Source organism: Dyella kyungheensis (assembly GCF_016905005.1).
In the GTDB taxonomy this organism is placed as follows: domain Bacteria; phylum Pseudomonadota; class Gammaproteobacteria; order Xanthomonadales; family Rhodanobacteraceae; genus Dyella; species Dyella kyungheensis.
The window spans coordinates 1-17,645 of record NZ_JADIKC010000010.1; the positions used below are offsets into that span (position 1 = coordinate 1).

14 protein-coding genes and 4 tRNA genes are annotated in these 17,645 nt (G+C 65.6%); 4 read left to right on the top strand and 14 right to left on the bottom strand.

From position 1 onward, the window contains the following. From ISP20_RS18635 to ISP20_RS18660, 6 genes are all read right to left on the bottom strand, one after another. Positions 1 to 525 (bottom strand): GTP-binding protein (locus tag ISP20_RS18635; RefSeq protein ID WP_204637643.1); only part of this gene is annotated, 525 nt, incomplete at its 3' end. A 66-nt stretch (positions 526 to 591) separates the two neighbouring features. Continuing rightward, a tRNA-Thr gene (locus ISP20_RS18640) sits at positions 592 to 667 on the bottom strand. Between the two features lie 29 nt (positions 668 to 696). Next, positions 697 to 770 (bottom strand) — tRNA-Gly (locus ISP20_RS18645). Between the two features lie 17 nt (positions 771 to 787). Continuing rightward, positions 788 to 873 (bottom strand) — tRNA-Tyr (locus ISP20_RS18650). Between the two features lie 103 nt (positions 874 to 976). Beyond that, a complete protein-coding gene (locus ISP20_RS18655; RefSeq protein ID WP_204637644.1) occupies positions 977 to 1,465 on the bottom strand; it encodes an acyl-CoA thioesterase in 489 nt (162 codons plus the stop codon). A 74-nt stretch (positions 1,466 to 1,539) separates the two neighbouring features. Continuing rightward, positions 1,540 to 2,004, bottom strand: coding sequence for a GNAT family N-acetyltransferase (locus ISP20_RS18660; protein ID WP_239536151.1), 465 nt, complete (start codon positions 2,002 to 2,004; stop codon positions 1,540 to 1,542). 411 nt (positions 2,005 to 2,415) lie between these two features. Here ISP20_RS18660 and ISP20_RS18665 point away from each other — a divergent pair, with 411 nt between their 5' ends. Continuing rightward, a complete protein-coding gene (locus ISP20_RS18665) occupies positions 2,416 to 5,142 on the top strand; it encodes a TonB-dependent receptor domain-containing protein (protein ID WP_338031033.1) in 2,727 nt (908 codons plus the stop codon). A gap of 120 nt (positions 5,143 to 5,262) precedes the next feature. Here the strand turns inward: ISP20_RS18665 and ychF are convergent, their stop codons facing one another. From ychF to ISP20_RS18705, 8 genes are all read right to left on the bottom strand, one after another. Further along, the gene (gene ychF / locus ISP20_RS18670) at positions 5,263 to 6,354 is read right to left on the bottom strand and encodes a redox-regulated ATPase YchF (RefSeq protein WP_204637646.1); all 1,092 of its coding nucleotides are present in this window, start codon (positions 6,352 to 6,354) and stop codon (positions 5,263 to 5,265) included. 105 nt (positions 6,355 to 6,459) lie between these two features. Then, entirely contained in the window at positions 6,460 to 7,041 is a 582-nt protein-coding gene (pth, locus tag ISP20_RS18675; RefSeq protein WP_204637647.1) for an aminoacyl-tRNA hydrolase, read from the bottom strand. A 45-nt stretch (positions 7,042 to 7,086) separates the two neighbouring features. Further along, positions 7,087 to 7,731, bottom strand: a complete 645-nt coding sequence (locus tag ISP20_RS18680) for a 50S ribosomal protein L25/general stress protein Ctc (RefSeq protein ID WP_204637648.1) — start codon at positions 7,729 to 7,731, stop codon at positions 7,087 to 7,089. Positions 7,732 to 7,934: 203 nt separating this feature from the next. Then, complete coding sequence (locus ISP20_RS18685) at positions 7,935 to 8,873, bottom strand: ribose-phosphate diphosphokinase (RefSeq protein WP_204637802.1); 939 nt, start codon at positions 8,871 to 8,873, stop codon at positions 7,935 to 7,937. Between the two features lie 53 nt (positions 8,874 to 8,926). Continuing rightward, positions 8,927 to 9,003 (bottom strand) — tRNA-Gln (locus ISP20_RS18690). A gap of 16 nt (positions 9,004 to 9,019) precedes the next feature. Next, complete coding sequence (ispE, locus tag ISP20_RS18695; protein ID WP_204637649.1) at positions 9,020 to 10,414, bottom strand: 4-(cytidine 5'-diphospho)-2-C-methyl-D-erythritol kinase; 1,395 nt, start codon at positions 10,412 to 10,414, stop codon at positions 9,020 to 9,022. 108 nt (positions 10,415 to 10,522) lie between these two features. Further along, positions 10,523 to 11,152: a lipoprotein insertase outer membrane protein LolB gene (gene lolB, locus ISP20_RS18700; RefSeq protein ID WP_204637650.1), complete on the bottom strand. Its 630-nt coding sequence runs from the start codon at positions 11,150 to 11,152 to the stop codon at positions 10,523 to 10,525. Beyond that, positions 11,149 to 12,888, bottom strand: a complete 1,740-nt coding sequence (locus ISP20_RS18705) for a tetratricopeptide repeat protein (protein WP_204637651.1) — start codon at positions 12,886 to 12,888, stop codon at positions 11,149 to 11,151. Before ISP20_RS18705 ends, lolB begins: the two co-directional genes overlap by 4 nt. 109 nt (positions 12,889 to 12,997) lie before the next feature. Here ISP20_RS18705 and hemA point away from each other — a divergent pair, with 109 nt between their 5' ends. From hemA to ISP20_RS18720, 3 genes are all read left to right on the top strand, one after another. Further along, a complete protein-coding gene (hemA, locus tag ISP20_RS18710) occupies positions 12,998 to 14,272 on the top strand; it encodes a glutamyl-tRNA reductase (RefSeq protein WP_204637652.1) in 1,275 nt (424 codons plus the stop codon). Between the two features lie 68 nt (positions 14,273 to 14,340). After that, on the top strand, positions 14,341 to 15,420 hold the full coding sequence (prfA, locus tag ISP20_RS18715; protein WP_204637653.1) for a peptide chain release factor 1: 1,080 nt from the start codon (positions 14,341 to 14,343) through the stop codon (positions 15,418 to 15,420). Between the two features lie 58 nt (positions 15,421 to 15,478). Beyond that, complete coding sequence (locus ISP20_RS18720; protein ID WP_204637654.1) at positions 15,479 to 17,584, top strand: O-linked N-acetylglucosamine transferase, SPINDLY family protein; 2,106 nt, start codon at positions 15,479 to 15,481, stop codon at positions 17,582 to 17,584. Positions 17,585 to 17,645 lie beyond the last annotated feature (61 nt).

Here is a 17,645-nt window from a genome sequence, read left to right on the forward strand (position 1 = left end):
GGCCGAACCCTTGATGATCGGGGTGTCGTCGCCCGGGAAGTCGTACTTGGAGAGCAGTTCACGCACTTCCATTTCGACCAGCTCGAGCAGCTCGGCGTCGTCCACCATGTCGGCCTTGTTCAGGAACACGACGATGTACGGCACGCCCACCTGGCGCGACAGCAGGATGTGTTCGCGGGTCTGCGGCATCGGGCCGTCAGCGGCCGAGCACACCAGGATCGCGCCGTCCATCTGCGCGGCACCCGTGATCATGTTCTTCACGTAGTCAGCATGGCCCGGGCAATCCACGTGGGCGTAGTGACGGTTCGGCGATTCGTATTCGACGTGAGCCGTCGAAATCGTGATGCCGCGTGCCTTCTCTTCCGGCGCCGCGTCGATCGCGTCATACGCCTTGAATTCGCCACCGAAGCGCTCTGCGCCGACCTTGGTCAGTGCAGCCGTCAGCGTCGTCTTGCCGTGGTCCACGTGACCAATCGTGCCGACGTTGACGTGCGGCTTGGTGCGTTCGAATTTACCCTTTGCCATACGCCTAAAACCCCGATGGAGTCAAAATAGTGAAAAGTGAGGTGATACCCGCGGACCGCGGTGAGATGGTGCTCATGACTGGAATCGAACCAGCGACCTCTTCCTTACCAAGGAAGTGCTCTACCGACTGAGCTACATGAGCACTGCAACAGCAAAAACCACGAGAGCCAATGGAGCGGAAGGCGGGAATCGAACCCGCGTAATCAGTTTGGAAAACTGATGTTCTACCATTGAACTACTCCCGCCCTGCGCGGAACTCGTCTGGTGGAGGGAGGTGGATTCGAACCACCGAAGGCGTAAGCCAGCAGATTTACAGTCTGCCCCCGTTGGCCGCTTGGGTATCCCTCCAACAAAGAACGGCTATTGTGTGGATCAGCCTCGAAGCTGTCAACACCTGCGGCGGGAAAATCGACCTTTTCCGGCGATTTTTTTCACGCTTCGGACGCGTCCGTCAGATGTTCTCGGCGACCTGGGCGTCCACCAGCTGCTCCATCTCCTTGGAAAGATTCATCAGCCGCATGGCCTGCTCCTGCAGCTGGCGCTCGTGCTCGTCGCGCGGCTCCCAGGAGGCCACCGGGGTGGGCTTGCCGTCGGGCGCATCAAGCGCCACGAAAACCATCACGCAGCTGGTGGCCAGGCGGTGCTCGTCCTTGCGCAGATCGCGCGCCAGCACGTCCACGGCCATGTGCATGCTGGAGCGCCCCGTGTGGATCAGGCGCGCACGCACGGTCACCAGATCGCCGATCAGGATGGGCTTGACGAACTGGATGCCGCTGACCGAGGCGGTGACGCAATACGCCCCGCTCCAGGCCACGGCACAGGCGTAACCGGCCTGGTCGATCCACTTCATCACCATGCCGCCGTGCACCTTGCCGCCGAAATTGACGTCGGTGGGCTGAGCCAGGAAACGGAAGTTCACTTCGTGCTGCTTGCCGGACATGGACCGGTGACTCCAGGAACAGGGTAGACGGCAATTATGCGCCGCGGCGCGCGGTCGCACACGATGGATATAGCTCAGGCAGCGCCGGCGAGGCGGTAGCGCATCGGAACGGAGACGATCTTGCTTCTTCCGCGAGCCGGGTCGTGATCGAGCGCGAAACCCATATGGAGGTACACGGGAACGGCGCCCGGCGCGGCATTGAGGGTGAATACCCGTGTTCCAGCCCGGCGCATGCAGTCGCGGCGAAGGCGATCCCACAACTTCCTGGCGATGCCCTGCCCCTGGTATCGCGTCCCCACGAACAGCTGAAACACATGACTGTCGTCGCGCACGGCGGCCACCGCAGCGAGCGCATCGCCGACGAAGGCGAGATGGAAACGCTGGCCCGCCTCGATCTTCTGGCGAATGACGCTGGTGCGCAGTCCTTCCTCCAGCAGCATCACGGCGGCGGCGGGCTGCTCCGGCGCAATCCATCGGCGCACCACCCGAAGCGACAGCCTCGAAACGGCCGGCGCATCGTCGATGCGTGCAAGTCGCATGTGCAATGCAGTCATGCGGGAATGACAGCACGCAGACGATTGCCGGACAAGCACGTGGCACTGGGCCGCCAGGTCGACGCTGACAGTTCCTGCGTTTTGGCGTCGGGGTTACATCGACCTTATCTGATGCACGCTTTGGGAATGCTCTGACATCGCAAATCCCGACCCCTGCGTAACTTCCGAACCTCTTAACCAAAACCTAATTGGACGGGGAGATCAGATGAATTTTCGGAACAACACGCTTTGCGCGTCGGTGCGCCTGGCACTGGGCGCACTCGTCATCGGCAGCTTGAGCACCGCGGCGTTCGCGCAGGAGGCCAGTGCGGACCAGCCAAGAGCAAGACGCTGGAAACCGTCACCGTTACGGGCTCGCTGATTCGCCGCGTCGACGTCGAGACGGCCAGCCCCGTCGTGACCATCGATCGCGCCGCCATCCAGGCGACCGGCAAGCAAACGTTGGGCGATCTGATTCAGCAGCTGCCGGCGATGACCGGCGGCAACGTCAATCCGCAGGTCAACAACAGCGGCGGTACGGGCGTCTCCAGCATCAATCTGCGCGGCCTGGGATCGAAGCGCACGCTGATCCTGCTCAATGGCCAGCGCCTGCTCAGCAAGGACCCGAACGCCATTCCCGCCGACGCCATCGAGCGCATCGAAGTGCTGCCAACCGGCGCCTCGGCGACTTACGGCTCGGACGCCATTGGCGGCGTGGTGAATTTCATCCTGCGCAAGAACTACCAGGGCGCCACCTTCACCGCCAACGTCGGCCAGTCCGATCGCAATGACGGTGAACAGAGCGGCTACACCTTCACCTTCGGCCAGACGTCCGACAAGGGCAGCATCATGGCCGGCGTCAACTACAACAAGCAGGATGGCGTCGAATCGGCCAACCGGGCGTTTTCAAAGAATGCCTTGAGCCTGTCCGGTTCGGCGGTATCCGTTGGCGGCTCGTCCAACACCCCATATGGACACATCCAGCTGCCACCGACCCTTGCCGGCAAATTCAACGGCGGGGCCGGCTGCGCCTCGGGTTACGTCACCTTGAATCCCGGCGGCAACAGCACCAGCGTGACGCCTGCGAATTACCACTGCTACGGCAATTCGGACAAGTACAACTACGCGTCGGTCAACCTGATCATGACGCCGCAGGAGCGTACCGGCGGCTTCATCACCGGCGACTATCGCCTGGGCGAGCACGTCACGGCCTATATGGACGCCGTGTACGAGAAAACCTCGGCCAACTTCCAGCTGGCTCCCGCGGTGTATGGCACGGGCACGGGCGTGGTGGTTGCACAGGACAATGCCTTCAATAGTTTTGGCCGCACATTCCAGACACCTGTTGAGAAAACGGACCTGAAGTTCGGCTCACGACTGACGACCGCCGGCAATCGCGCCGCTTTCACCGGTCGCCAGGACGCCCAGATCAACACGGGCCTTCGTGGCGATTTCACCATCGCCGACAAGAACTGGAACTGGGACGTCGGCTACAACTACGGCCACCAGAGCACCTCGATCACCACGACGGGCCTGATCGACCAGACCAAGCTCTACACGGGATCTTCCACGCTCAATGCGAACGGCTCGGCGACCTGCCCTGCCGGCGTGGATGCCGTTGCCTGTCAGTTCAACCCATTCGACAACCGCTCGGCCGGCAGTGTCGCCGCGATCAAGGCGGCCAGCACGGCGGCTCCGTCGACCGTCTATCAGATCCAGAAGACCTGGCACGCGGGCCTCAGCGGCGAACTGTTCAGTCTTCCGGCGGGTGCCGTGCAGTTGGCAGGCGGCTTCGAGTACCGCACGGACTACGTGCACTCCATTCCCTCGCCGCAGCTGGTAGTCGACCCCGCCACGGGCAATTGCGTGCTGGGCAGCCAGTGCCTGGCCGCCGTGCAGGGCGGATACACCACCAAGGATCTGTATGCCGAAGCGTTCATACCGGTCCTCGCCGGCCTGCCGGGCGTGCAGTCGCTGAATCTGACCATCGGCGACCGCTATTCGCGCATCCAGGGCTTCGGCAGCACCAACAACCTCAAGTTCGCACTCGAGTACAAGCCCATCGATGACCTGTTGTTGCGCGGCACGATGGAACACGTGTTCCGTGCACCGAGCCTCACCGAGCTGTATACGTCCGGCTCCGACGCGCCGATGATCCATTCCGATCCGTGCAACGGCTATCGCGGCGCGCCGGCCGGTTCGCCGTTGGCCCTGGCTTGCCAGAACGTGCCTACCGACGGTTCGTTCGTGAACTCCAATGCGGCGGATCGCACCCAGGCGGGCACGATCGTGCAGGGCGCCTACGTGGCAGGCGTGCCGATCAAGCCGGAGCACGGCACCTCGTACGACTTCGGCTTCGTGTACAGCCCATCCTATGTTCCGGGCCTGTCGACCACCGTGGACTTCTGGCGCGTCAACCTCAACGACACGCTCACCACGGTCGGACTGCAGAGCCTGCTCGACGTCTGTGCCGCCGGCGTCACGCAGGACTGCCAATTCATCAAGCGCGACGCCACCGGCAATATTTCGCCCGCCGCCATCGAGCCGATCACCAACCTGGGCACGATCAATACGGCAGGTATCGACTGGTCGGCCAACTACAAGCTGCCGCAGTTCGGCATTGGCCAGTTCAACATCGGCGTGACCGCGAGCTACCTCAAGTACTACGACCTGATCACCGCACCCGGTGTCGCCGATGCCGACGTCTACAAGAACGCCGGCCGCCTGCTGCCCTATGGTTCCTCGGCGTCGGCCGCCTGCCCGGATAACGCAGGCGTCTGCCTGTTCCCGCGCTGGCGCGGCCAGGGCTTCGTGGACTGGCAGTCCGGTGGCTGGAGTGCCCAGTGGCGCATGCGCTACATCGGCCGCTTCCAGAACGGTGCGGCAACGGGCTCGCCGCAGGACAGCTATCCGAACGGCGAATCCGGCACGATCCTGAAGTACGGCGCCACGGTCTACAACGACGTGTCGATCGGCTACAACATCGCGCTGATCAACACCCGCCTGGATTTCGGCGTCAACAACGTGTTCGACAAGCAGCCGCCCATGCTTTATGCGAACAACACGCTCAACGCCAACACCGACCCGAGCAGCTTTGATCTGATGGGCCGCTATTGGTGGGGCCGTGTCACGGTGAAGTTCTGATGCGCTGACAAGGTTTGGCCTCGAACAGCCGCGTGAGCCTTCATGCGGCTGCTCCCGGCTGCTTCCTGGTACAAAAAAAGCCGCGCAGTGCGCGGCTTTTTTTGCGGATTGATCGACCGGTCAAACGTTGAACAGGAAGTGCAACACGTCGCCGTCCTTGACGATGTAATCCTTGCCTTCCTTGCGCAAACGTCCTGCCGCGGCCGCGCCGGCTTCACCCTTGTACTGGATGAAGTCGTCATAGCTCATCGTCTCGGCGCGAATGAAGCCGCGTTCGAAATCGGTATGGATCACGCCCGCGGCCTGCGGCGCGGTGAAGCCGCGCTTGATCGTCCAGGCGCGCACTTCCTTCACGCCCGCGGTGAAGTAGGTCTGCAGGTTGAGCAGCTTGTAGCCGGCGCGGATCACGCGGTTGAGACCCGGCTCGTCGAGGCCGAGGTCCTTAAGGAATTCGTCGCGGTCGGCATCTTCCAGCTGCGACATCTCTTCTTCGATCGCCGCGCACACCGGCACCACTTCGGCGCCTTCGATCACGGCGCGTGCGCGCACGGCATCGAGATGCGGATTGTTTTCGAAGCCATCTTCGCGCACGTTGGCGATGTACATCAGCGGCTTGAGCGTGAGCAGGAACAGGTCGCGCACGAGCGCCTTTTCCTCGTCGTCCAGGCCCAGGCTGCGCGCGGACTTGCCCTCGTTGAGGCCGGCGGCAAGCTTTTGCAGCACCGGCTTCTTCGCGACGGCTTCCTTGTCGTTGGCCTTGGCGGCGCGCTCGGCACGGTTGAGCGCCTTCTCGACGGAATCGAGGTCGGCCAGCGCCAGCTCGGTGTCGATGGTCTCGATGTCGGCGATCGGGTCGACTTTGCCGGCCACGTGGATGATGTCGCTGTGTTCGAAGCAACGCACCACGTGGGTGATCGCATCCACTTCGCGGATGTGCGCGAGGAACTTGTTGCCCAGGCCTTCGCCCTTCGATGCGCCGGCGACCAGGCCCGCGATATCGACGAACTCGACAGCCGTCGGAATCACCTTCTGCGGGTTGACGATGTCCGACAGCGCCTTCAGGCGCGGATCGGGCACCGGCACCACGCCCACGTTCGGCTCGATGGTGCAGAACGGGAAGTTGGCGGCCGCGATGCCCGCCTTCGTCAGCGCGTTGAACAGGGTGGACTTGCCGACGTTAGGCAGGCCGACGATGCCGCATTTGATGCCCATTTGAATTCCGTAGAGTCGGCGCCTTCGGCGCCTGTAAATGGTGAATGGTAAAGGGAAAGGGCCGCTCGCTCTCCGCTTGGCGCTCAGGCGCCGCAGCGGGCGACCTCAGCCCGCCGGTGTGTGGAGCTTCTGCATCGCCTTGTCGAGCTGGCCGTCCACGGCCAGCGGCAGCACATCGAGTGCGCGCGAGATGCCGTCGACGATGGCGCTCTCATCCTTCTCGGAGGCACGCCCCAGCACCCAGGAGGTGACCCTGTCCTTGTGACCGGGATGGCCGATGCCGACGCGCAGACGATGGAACTTGGCGTGGCCCAGGTGCGCAACGATGTCGCGCAAGCCATTCTGGCCGCCGTGCCCGCCGTCGAACTTCAAGCGCACGGTACCGGGGTCGAGATCCAGCTCGTCGTGTGCCACCAGGCACTCTTCCGGCTCGATCTTGTAGTAGCGCAACGCCGAAACCACGGCGATGCCGCTCTTGTTCATGAAGGTGGAGGGCTTGAGCAGCCACACCGGCTCGCCGCCGATGCGGACCTTGCAGGTCTCGCCGTGCAGCTTGCCGTCGAAGCCGAAGCGCTCGCCCTGCCCTGACGCCAGGGCGTCAACAAACCAGAACCCGGCGTTGTGCCGGGTTCGGAGATATTCGGCACCGGGGTTGCCCAGTCCGACGATGAGTCGAAGACCCGCCATAAGATCGAACGGCCCGCGCTCGCGTGGAGCGCGGGCCGCAGCGACTTACTTCTTGGGAGCTTCCGGCGCCGGGGCGGCTTCGCCCTCGGCCGGGGTCTCGTCGACTTCTTCCTTCACCGTGTTGGCGGTGACGACGGCCGTGTCGTGGTCGGCGCCCAGGTGCAGGGCCACGATTTCCACGCCCTTCGGCAGCTTCAGCTGCGAGAGGTGCACGATGTCGCCCGGCTTGAGGTCGGCCAGGTCGAGTTCGATGAACTCCGGCAGATCCTTCGGCAGGCAGGACACTTCCACTTCGGTCAGGTTGTGCGAGATCACCACGCCCGAGGTCTTGGCGGCGGCGGACTTTTCCTGGTTCAGGAAGTGCACCGGCACGTTGACGCGCAGGGCGGCGTTTTCGTCGACGCGCTGGAAGTCCATGTGCAGCATCTGCAGCTTGTACGGATGCTTCTGCCAGTCACGCACCAGCACCTTCTGCACCTTGCCGTCGACGTTCAGGTCGAGCACCGAGGAGAAGAACCACTCGTGCTTGGCAGCGAGCAGGATGGTGTTGTGTTCGATCTGGATGCTCTGCGGGGCCTGGCCGGCACCGTAGACAACAGCAGGAACGACGCCGGTATGACGCAGGCGGCGGCTCGCACCTTTCCCCTCGTCATTGCGGGCCGAAGCCTTGATTTCATGAGTCGTAGCCATGTGGGCATTACCTATCAAAAGTGAGCTGCCTCGCGGCAGTCATGCGACTCCCCCGCGACCAGAGGAGCCGTGTTTTGGTGGAGAGTGAAGCCGCCCACTGCGTGGGCTGTAAATGGTCAATGGTGAATAGAGAAAAGCAAGCAACCCTGCTCTTTCCATTTACCCTTCACAGCCCACGCAGTGGGCGGCTTCACCCTTCACCGTTAATCGATGTACAACGAGCTCACCGACTCGCCAAAGGCGATGCGGCGAATCGTTTCCGCCAGCAGCTCGGCGACCGAGAGCTGACGGATCTTGCTGCATGCGGCGATGTCCGGCCGCAGCGGCAAGGTGTTGGTAACCACCAGCTGGTCGAGCTGGGAGCCTTCGATGTTCTTCAGCGCCGCGCCCGACAACACCGGGTGCACGCAGTACGCCACCACCTTGCGGGCGCCGCGTTCCTTCAGAGCCGCAGCGGCCGCACACAAGGTGCCGGCGGTGTCGACGATGTCGTCGACCAGCACGCAGGTCTTGCCGTCGACTTCACCGATGATGTTCATCACCGTGGCCACGTTCGCCTTCGGGCGACGCTTGTCGATGATGGCCAGGTCGGCGTCGTCCAGGCGCTTGGCCATGGCACGCGCGCGCACCACGCCACCGACGTCCGGACTGACCACGATCAGGTCGTCCATGCTGTAGTTGCGCCAGATGTCCGCCAACAGCACCGGCGACGCATACACGTTGTCCACCGGGATGTCGAAGAAACCCTGGATCTGGTCGGCGTGCAGGTCGACCGTGAGCACGCGATCCACACCCGCGGTGCCGATCATCTTGGCCACCAGCTTCGCCGTGATCGGCACGCGCGCCGAACGCGGGCGACGATCCTGGCGGGCATAGCCGAAATACGGAATCACCGCCGTCACGCTGGCGGCCGAGGCGCGCTTGAGCGCATCCACCAGCGTCAGCAGCTCGAACAGGTTCTCGGCACTCGGCGCGCCCGTGGGCTGCAGCACGAACACTTCCTGTCGGCGGACGTTCTCTTCGATCTCCACCTGCACTTCGCCGTCGCTGAACGTGCTGACCAGCGCCTTGCCCAGCGGCACACCCAGGCGTTGAGCCACATCCTCGGCGAGTGCACGGTGCGCATTGCCGGTGAAGAGCATCGGGCCGGAGATGTCGACAGTCATTTCTCTAGAACCTGTGTGAGCCATATGAATGGCTGGGGCGGAAGGATTCGAACCTTCGCATGCAGGAATCAAAATCCTGTGCCTTAACCAGCTTGGCGACGCCCCAGTAACAACTGGATTTTCTACTTGCCGTTCCCGCCGACACCGCGAAAGCGCGCCAGGGCGACATGCAACGGAGAAACGTCCTCACCCCTGGCCACGTAGGCCGTGAAATGGGCGGGACACCGCTCCGCAATGGCTTCGGCACGTTCCACGTCGCCTGTTTCCAGGAACACGCAGGCACCGCTGCCAGAAAGCCTTGCCCGGCCGAAGCCGTCGAGCCAGTCCAGCGCCGCAGCCACACGCGGATGTCGCGCGCGGACCACGGGCGCGAAAGCGTTCTCGACCGTTTCGCCCGAAGCAAAGGATGAAATTGTGGCGGGCGGAGCATTTCGTGTCAATTCAGACGCTTGAAAAAGTGCCCCGGTGGGCACGTGTTCGTGGGGGTCGAGCACCACGTACCAGCGCCGCGGAAGGCCCAGCGGCGACAGTTTTTCGCCGATGCCCTCGGCCCAGGCCGAGCGCCCGCGCACGAACACCGGCACGTCGGCGCCCAGCTGGCGACCCAGCTCGGCCAGCGCGTCCTCATCCAGGTCGGCGCCCCAAAGGCGGTTCAGCGCCACCAGCACGGTCGCCGCATCGGAGCTGCCGCCGCCCAGGCCTCCGCCCATGGGAATGCGCTTCTCCACCTCGATGTCGACGCCCACGTCCGGAGGCGCGTGGCCTTGCAGCAGACGGGCGGCGCGGACCACCAGATCAGTGTCGGCCGGCACGCCGGGGACGTCGGTGAGGCGGCGGATCTCACCATCCCGGCGGACCCGCAGGCGGATCTCGTCGCCCCAGTCGAGCAGGCGGAACACGGTCTGCAGCTCGTGGTAGCCGTCGGGGCGGCGGCCGACGATGCGCAGGAACAGGTTCAACTTGGCCGGCGCCGGCCAGACCGTCCAACCGGCCGGATCGGGTGGCGGCAGCGGCCGGCTCATGAAGACGCGCAGGTCGTCGGGAAAGCCGTTTTCGCGGTCGCGTTCGCGGGCGAAGTCGAACTCGGGGCGATGTTTGTCCACCACCTCGAAACCGTGTTTCGCGTAGAACGTCGCGTTCCAGGGCACATCGGCAAGCGTGCCCAGGTCCACCCGGTGGTAGCCGGCCAGGCGCGCCCAGTGGCAGGCGTGCTCGAGCAGGGCCGCGCCGATGCCGCGCTGGCCGTGGGACGGAAGCACATCCATCTCGGCTACACCGATGGCGTCACCACCCTCTTCCGCGTCCAGCCAGACGAAGCCCACGGGCTCGCCGGAGCCGATCACGGCGACCCACACCAGGCCGCGGGCGATGGCTTCGCGCAGCACCTCAGGCGGCACCGACACGTTGCGGTAGGACGGCCACGCGCGGTGCCCGCGAAACAGCTCCACCGCTGCACGCTCAATGGCGCACAGGGCATCGACCTGGTCGAGTTGGGCGCGCTGGATGTGGAAGGTCATGGCGGCAACAGGTTGTCGTAGGAGCGCAGCCTGTGCGCGATCGCGGCGCTCAGGGTTACTGCTTCGCTGGGTCGCGCACAGGGTGCGCTCCTACAGGGAGAACGATGATTATTGGATGGTCCACGACTCGACCGACAGCCGCACCGAACTGGTCGGGCTGCTGGCGAAAACCTTGGTCGGCAAGGCCGGCTCGCGCTTGTTGTCCCAGCCGGGATAGGTCACCGTCCAGCCATCCTGGGTCAGGCTCATCGGCAGGCCGTCGTCGCCGAACTTCAGCTCGGCCGGACCGCTGTCGGCACGCGTGCCCAGCACCCAGGCGCGCAGGTCGCGGAACGGCACCTGCCAGCCCAGCGTGTTCTGCACCAGCGACTCGACATCCGGGCTGCGCTGCGGGCCGCCTTCGAGACCTTCCAGGGTGGCGCCGACGGGCGTCACGGTCAGTTTGAAGCTCTTGCTGCCCACCGGACCTCGCACGACGAACTCGTAGTTGTCGCCGTTCTGCGTCCAGGTCAGGGTGCCGCTGCCGCCTTCTTTCTTGCCATTGACCTCGCCCGACACGCCGATCTTGCCCTGCAGGACCCAATGGTCGGTCTTCTCCAGCAGATGCTCGCGAGCGCGTTGCTCGTTGAGCAGGACCGCGTAATCCGCCTTGGGTTGCGGACGGACGGCTTCCTTATGGACGCAGGCGGCCAGCAGCAGCGGCAGGGCTGCCGCGAGGAGTCGAATCGGAAGCTTCATGGATTGAGGCGCTTGAGAGTGTTGTGGAGGTTGTTGCTTTGCGGGTCGATCTTACGCACTTCGTCGAACACGCGGCGCGCATCGTCCTGGCGCCCCTGCTTCCACAGCACTTCGCCCAGATGCACGCCGACGTCGGCGTCCTTGTGCGCCGCCCATGCACCGCGCAGCGTCGTTTCGGCCTGGTCCAGATGGCCCAGCCGGTATTGCAGCCAGCCCCAGGAATCCTGGATCGCCGGGTCATCCGGACGCGCCGCACGCGCCTGCTCGATCAACCGCTGCGCCTCGGGCAGATCGCGGTTGGCATCGGCCAGCGTGTAGCCCAGCGCGTTGCTGGCATCGGTGTCGTCGGGCTTGAGCTTGAGCAGATGGCGGAAATCGTTGATCGCCTGATCCGTCTGCCCGGCCGAGGCATAGGCCAGGGCGCGGCCATACAGCAGGCCCGGATCGTCCGGCGTCACCTGCAGGGCGCGACTGAAGGCGCGCTCGGCCTGGGCGTACTGCTGCTCATCCATGTACAGCTCCGCATCCACCTCGTAGGTGCGGCGAAGCTGGGTCGGCTGATCCAGGTAATCGGTCTGCATCTGGGCCAGTTGCTCGTGCGCCTCGGCGCTGCGGCCCAGGTCCTGCAGCAGCACCGCACTGCGAAGATCGGCGTCGAAGGCGTGATCGTCGTCGTCGGCGACCTGGTCGTACCACTTCAGCGCGTCGTCCTTCTTGTCGAGCATTTCCGCCATCTGGCCCAGCAGGTAGGCACTGCTCTGCCGCACGTCCTCGGGCGAGTGCTGCAGCTGGTTGTAGAGGCGGTTGATGGTCTTGGTGTCGTGCGCACGGGCGGCGAGCGCGGCGCGCATGGCGTAGGTGTCGGCGTTCTGCGGTCCGCTGTCGAGCATGTGCGCGGCGGCGGCGTAGTCGCCGCCCTGCCCCAGCAACGTGGCATAGGCGAGGCGCAGGTGGGTGTTCTTCGGGTCCTTCGCCAGCGCCTTGTCGAACCAGACCTTGGCGCCGTTCTTGTCGCCTTCGTGGTACTTCATCTGGCCCAGCCAGGCGTACGTGTCGGCGGTGCCGAAACGCTTGACCGCCGCTTCGGCAATCTGCACGGCGTAGGCATGGCGGCCCAGCTTGTCGCCCAGCTCGCTCATCGCCAGCCAGGCCTGCGGGTCGTTGGGCAGGCGTTGCGGAGTGGCCACCGCCTCCAGCAACTGGGCCGACTGCGCGGCGTCGCGACCGCTGACCAGGACCCGGCCGAACTGGCGCCAGGCATCCGGGTCGCCGGTGCCCACCAGGATTTCGAGCTGGCGGCGCGCCTCCACCGTGTCGCCCTGGCTCAGCGCCAGCTGGGCGCGTGCCTGGGCCAGCGGAGCCGGCTTGCCGCCCAGCGCCTGCCAGCGGGCGATGGCGGCCTGGGCGCCGTCGACGTCGCGCGTGGCAATGGCCAGGGCGGCGGCCTGTTCGGCCACCTTGGGATCGGGGGAAAGCCGCATGGCACGGCCATAGGCCGCGGACGACGCCTTGAGATCGGTGCGGGTCAGCGCCATTTCGCCGGCAAGCAGTTGGGCCATCAGGTCGTGGTCCTCGTCGGGAACCGCCACCACCAGGTGGTCCAACGGCTGCTTGGCGTTGGCCGAGGAGCGTCCCGAGGAACCGGAGACGGTGGCGCATCCGGCCAGAACCAGCGCCGCCAGGCCGGCGGCCGCAAAATGCCGCACTTGCTTGAACTTGGACCACCTGCTCAGCACACTATTCTCCGCTCATCCGTCCGTGACATGGCCGTATCCACACTGTAGAACGGTCGTCGCTAACCCCCAGTTTACGCCGGATGCCCTTCGCCTCGAATCGCCCTGAACCATGAAGCTCATCGCCTTAGGGCTCAACCACCTCACCGCGCCGGTCAATTTGCGCGAACAAGTGGCATTCGATGCGGAGTCCGCCGGAGTGGCCCTGCAGGCGCTTGCCCGTGAGCCCGGCGTGGAAGAGGCGATGATCCTCTCCACCTGCAACCGTACCGAACTTTATGTGAGCGTCTCGGCAGGAGCCGAGGACGTTCCGCAGGCGTGGCTTAGCCGACAGCATCATCTGACTGCGGGCAAGCTCGATGAGTTCCTTTACCGGCATGACGAAGACGAGGCCGTGCGGCACATGTTCCGCGTGGCCACCGGGCTGGACTCCATGGTGCTCGGCGAGCCGCAGATCCTGGGCCAGGTGAAGGACGCCTACCAGCAGGCGCGCGACGCCCAGGTCCTGCGCGCGCCGATGGAGCGCCTGCTGCAGCACACCTTCGCCGTGGCCAAGCGCGTGCGCACGGACACCCGCATCGGCGCCCACACGGTTTCCGTCGCCTTCACGGCGGTACGCCTGGCCGAACAGGTGTTCACCGACCTGCGCCAGGCCTGCGTACTGCTGATCGGCGCGGGCGACACCGTCGAACTGGCCGCCCGCCACCTGGTGGACAAGCAGGTGCGCCGGCTGATCGTGGCCAACCGCACGCTGGAAAATGCGCAGGAGCTGGCCACCCGCTACGGTGGCTACGCCATCTCGCTGGGCGACCTCCCGCAACATCTGGCCGAGGCGGACATCGTGATCAGCTCCACCGCGGCACGACAGCCGGTGGTGACGCGCACGATGGTCGAGAAGGCCGTGGCGACCCGTCGCCGCAAGCCGATGTTCATGGTGGACATCGCCGTACCGCGCGACATCGAGTCGTCGGTGGGCGAACTCGATGACGTCTTCCTCTACGGCATCGACGACCTGCGCCAGGTGATCGACGACAACCGCCGCTCGCGTGAAGCGGCCGCGCGCGAAGCCGACGCCATCATCGATCTGCAAGTCGAGCGCTACATGGCCTGGCGCCGCGCGCTCTCGCTGCGCAACCCGGCGGTGGACCTGCGCCAGCACGCCGAAACCTATCGCGACGAAGTGCTGGAAAAAGCGCGCGCCATGATCGCCCGCGGCAAGTCGCCGGACGAGGCGCTGGCCTACCTGGCCAACACGCTCACCAACAAGTTGCTGCACCACCCTAGCGCACGCCTGCGCGAGGCGGCGTTGAGCGGCGACATGGATCTGCTGCATGCGGCTGGACGTCTATACGGGATCACCGAGAAACCGGAAGTGAGCGAGGATTAGCGAGTCGCCGGGGTTGCCTGTGTGCTTGCCGTTCTTTCTCGTTGCTCACTCCTGACTCGCTTCCCGCCATGACGCCTTCGATCCGCCGCAAACTCGAATCCCTCGCCGAACGCCACGAAGAAATCGGCCTGCTGCTCGCGCAGCCCGATGTACTGGCCGACAACAACCGCTTCCGCGAACTGTCGCGCGAATACGCGCAGCTGGAGCCGGTGACGAACTCGCTGCACGAACGCGACCAGGCCGAGCGCGAGCTGGGCGAAACGCGCGCCATGCTCGACGACGCCGAGTTGCGTGAGATGGCCAAGGACGATGTCGCCCGCCTCGAACAGCGCTTGGTCGAACTGGACGACGAGCTGCAGATCCTGCTGCTGCCGAAGGATCCGCGCGACGAGGCCAACCTGTTCCTGGAAGTACGCGCCGGCACCGGCGGCGACGAGGCGGCGATTTTCGCCGGCGATCTGTTCCGCATGTACACGCGCTACGCCGAACGCAAGCGCTGGCATGTCGAAATCTTGAGCGAGAACCACGGCGAGCACGGCGGCTACAAGGAGGTCGTGGCGCGCATCGAGGGCAAGGGTGCGTACTCGCGGCTGAAGTTCGAGTCGGGCACGCATCGCGTGCAGCGCGTGCCGGAAACCGAATCGCAGGGCCGCATCCATACCTCGGCGGCGACGGTGGCGATCCTGCCGGAGATGGACGATATCGACGAGATCGAGATCAGCCCCGCCGACATCAAGACCGACACCTTCCGCGCCTCGGGCGCCGGCGGCCAGCACGTCAACAAGACCGATTCGGCCATCCGCATCACCCATCTGCCCACCGGCATCGTGGTGGAGTGCCAGGACGAACGCAGCCAGCACAAGAACCGTGCGCGCGCCATGAGCCTGCTGAAGGCCCGCCTGCTCGACGACGAGCGCAGCAAGCAGGCCGCCGCGCAGGCCGAATCGCGCCGCTTGCAGGTGGGCTCGGGCGACCGCAGCCAACGCATCCGCACCTACAATTTTCCGCAGGGGCGGATCACCGACCACCGCGTGAACCTCACCCTGTATCGCCTGCCGGAGGTGCTGCAGGGCGACCTGGACGAGCTGGTCGACACGCTCACACGCGAGAACCAGGCCGACGAACTCAAGGCGCTCACGGCCGGCTGAGCCTCCGGCCGGCACGTGCGGATTGGCAGCCGTACCCGCCCTGCGTTAATTTGGGCGGATGACTGATCTCTTTACCCCCTCTTCTCAGGTGCTCGCGCAGCAGATCGTTGAACAGATCGAGCGCGGTGCGTTCGATGCCGCCGAACAGGCCGCCAACGATGCACGCGGGCAGTATCCCGACGACGCCGAACTCGCCCGCCTGCACGGTGTGGCCCTGTTGCAGCTGCAGCGCCCGGCCGATGCCGTGAAAGTGCTGGAACAGGCTGCCCAGCTGGCGCCGCAAAGCGTGGAAGTGCAGTGCAACCTGGGCAGCGCCCGGCTCGCCAACGGCGAGGCGGACGACGCCATCGAGTACCTGCGTGCCGCCCTGCGCCAGTCGCCCGGCCATCCGGCCATCCTGCTGACCCTGGGCAACGCGCTGATGGCGGCCGCCCGCTTCCAGCACGCCCGCGAGTCGTATGCGATGGCCACCCACGGCGCGCCGGACCATCCGGGCCTGCGCCTGAACCTGGCCGCGGCCGAGCTGGAGCTGGGCAACGTCGACCAGGCCCGCACGCACACCGATGAAGCCCTGCAGTTGCATCCCCGTTTCGACGCCGCCTATGCGCTGCGCGGACGCATCCTGCAGACCCAGGGCAACGGGCCTGAAGCCAGCAGGGCCTGGCTGCAGGCCGAGCGACTGTCGCCGCGCAATCCGCAGTACCCGCTGGCCGCCGGCCAGGTGCTGGAGGACGCTGGGCAATTCGCGGTGGCCGCCGAGGCCTACGAGCGCGCGCTGCGCCTCAACCCCAACGACGGTCGCGCGCTGAGCCAGCTGCTGTTCCTGCGCCGTCGCCTGTGGGACTGGCACGACCTGGACGCACTGAGCGGCCGTTTGCAGGCCGCGGTAAACGACGGCACGGCCGTGGTGAGCCCGTTCACCATGCTGGCCGAAGACGTCGACGCCGCCATGCATTTGAAGACCGCCAAGGCCTTCGCCGCGGTGATCGAGGAACAGACGGCCGCCCTGCGCAAGCAGCAGGCCTTCAGCCATGCCAAGCCGGCCCCGGACAACGCGATCCGGGTGGGCTTCGTGGCGGACGGCTTCAACGACCATGCCACCGGCCTGCTGGTGGTGGCGATGTTCGAGGCCCTGGCCAACGACGAGGATCTCGATCTCCATCTGTTCGCCACCACGCCGGATGACGGCGGTTCGATCCGCCGCCGCCTCGCCGCCGTCACCACCATGCACGACGTGTCCGCGCTCAATCACGCGCAGGTCGCGCAGCGCATCCACGACACCGGCGTGGAAGTGCTGGTCGATCTCAACGGCTATTCGGGGCGCGACAACGCCGAACTGTTCGCGCTGCGCCCGGCGCCGATCCAGGTGAACTGGCTCGCCTACCCGGGCAGCATGGGCGCGCCCTGGCTGGATTACCTGGTGGCCGACAAGATCACCGTGCCCGATGAACTGCGCGGGCACGTGAGCGAAAAACTGGTGCGGCTGCCGCGCTGCTACCAGCCCAACGACAATACCCGCCAGGTGGCCCAGCCGCCGTCGCGCGCCGCCTGCGGCCTGCCCGAGCAGGGCACCGTGTTCGCCTGCTTCAACAACAGCTACAAGATCAATCCGGCGGCGTTCGCGCGCATGATGCTGGTGTTGCAACAGGTGCCGGACAGCGTGCTGTGGCTGCTGGGCGGCATGGATGGCGCGGACGATCGCCTGCGCGCCGCCGCCAGCGCCGCAGGCATTGCGCCGGAGCGCTTGGTGTTCCTGCCGCGCCTTCCGCATGCCGAGTATCTCGCGCACTACCTCAACGCCGACCTGTTCCTCGACACGCTGCCGTACAACGCGCACACCACCGCGTCCGACGCCTTGTGGGCCGGCTGCCCGGTGCTCACCTGCACCGGCCACACGTTCGCCGGTCGCGTGGCCACCAGCCTGCTGCTGCAGCTTGGCCTGCCCGAGCTGGTCTGCGAGGACGAGGAAGCCTTCATCGCCATGGCCACCCAGCTGGGCAACGATCGCGAGGCACTGGCCACGCTGCGCCAGCATCTGTCGCAGCAGCGCACGCAAAGTTCGCTGTTCGATATGCAGGGCTTCGCCAGCGACTTCCGCCGTGCGCTGCAGGCGATGAGCGCGCGCTACCGCATCGGCCGCATGCCGGCCGATCTGGACCTGTAAGCGCGAGCCCGGCTCCACCGAACAGGGGCAGCGGGGTGTGGAGGCTTCTTCACCCCGTGCT

Bases quoted from the DNA above. Each gene is read 5' to 3' on its own strand.
- ISP20_RS18655 (WP_204637644.1), bottom strand. From the start codon at position 1,465: ATGTCCGGCAAGCAGCACGAAGTGAACTTCCGTTTCCTGGCTCAGCCC.
- ISP20_RS18660 (WP_239536151.1), bottom strand. From the start codon at position 2,004: ATGCGACTTGCACGCATCGACGATGCGCCGGCCGTTTCGAGGCTGTCG.
- ychF (WP_204637646.1), bottom strand. From the start codon at position 6,354: ATGGGCATCAAATGCGGCATCGTCGGCCTGCCTAACGTCGGCAAGTCC.
- pth (WP_204637647.1), bottom strand. From the start codon at position 7,041: ATGGCGGGTCTTCGACTCATCGTCGGACTGGGCAACCCCGGTGCCGAA.
- ISP20_RS18680 (WP_204637648.1), bottom strand. From the start codon at position 7,731: ATGGCTACGACTCATGAAATCAAGGCTTCGGCCCGCAATGACGAGGGG.
- ISP20_RS18685 (WP_204637802.1), bottom strand. From the start codon at position 8,873: ATGCTCTTCACCGGCAATGCGCACCGTGCACTCGCCGAGGATGTGGCT.
- ispE (WP_204637649.1), bottom strand. From the start codon at position 10,414: ATGACCTTCCACATCCAGCGCGCCCAACTCGACCAGGTCGATGCCCTG.
- lolB (WP_204637650.1), bottom strand. From the start codon at position 11,152: ATGAAGCTTCCGATTCGACTCCTCGCGGCAGCCCTGCCGCTGCTGCTG.
- hemA (WP_204637652.1), top strand. From the start codon at position 12,998: ATGAAGCTCATCGCCTTAGGGCTCAACCACCTCACCGCGCCGGTCAAT.
- prfA (WP_204637653.1), top strand. From the start codon at position 14,341: ATGACGCCTTCGATCCGCCGCAAACTCGAATCCCTCGCCGAACGCCAC.
- ISP20_RS18720 (WP_204637654.1), top strand. From the start codon at position 15,479: ATGACTGATCTCTTTACCCCCTCTTCTCAGGTGCTCGCGCAGCAGATC.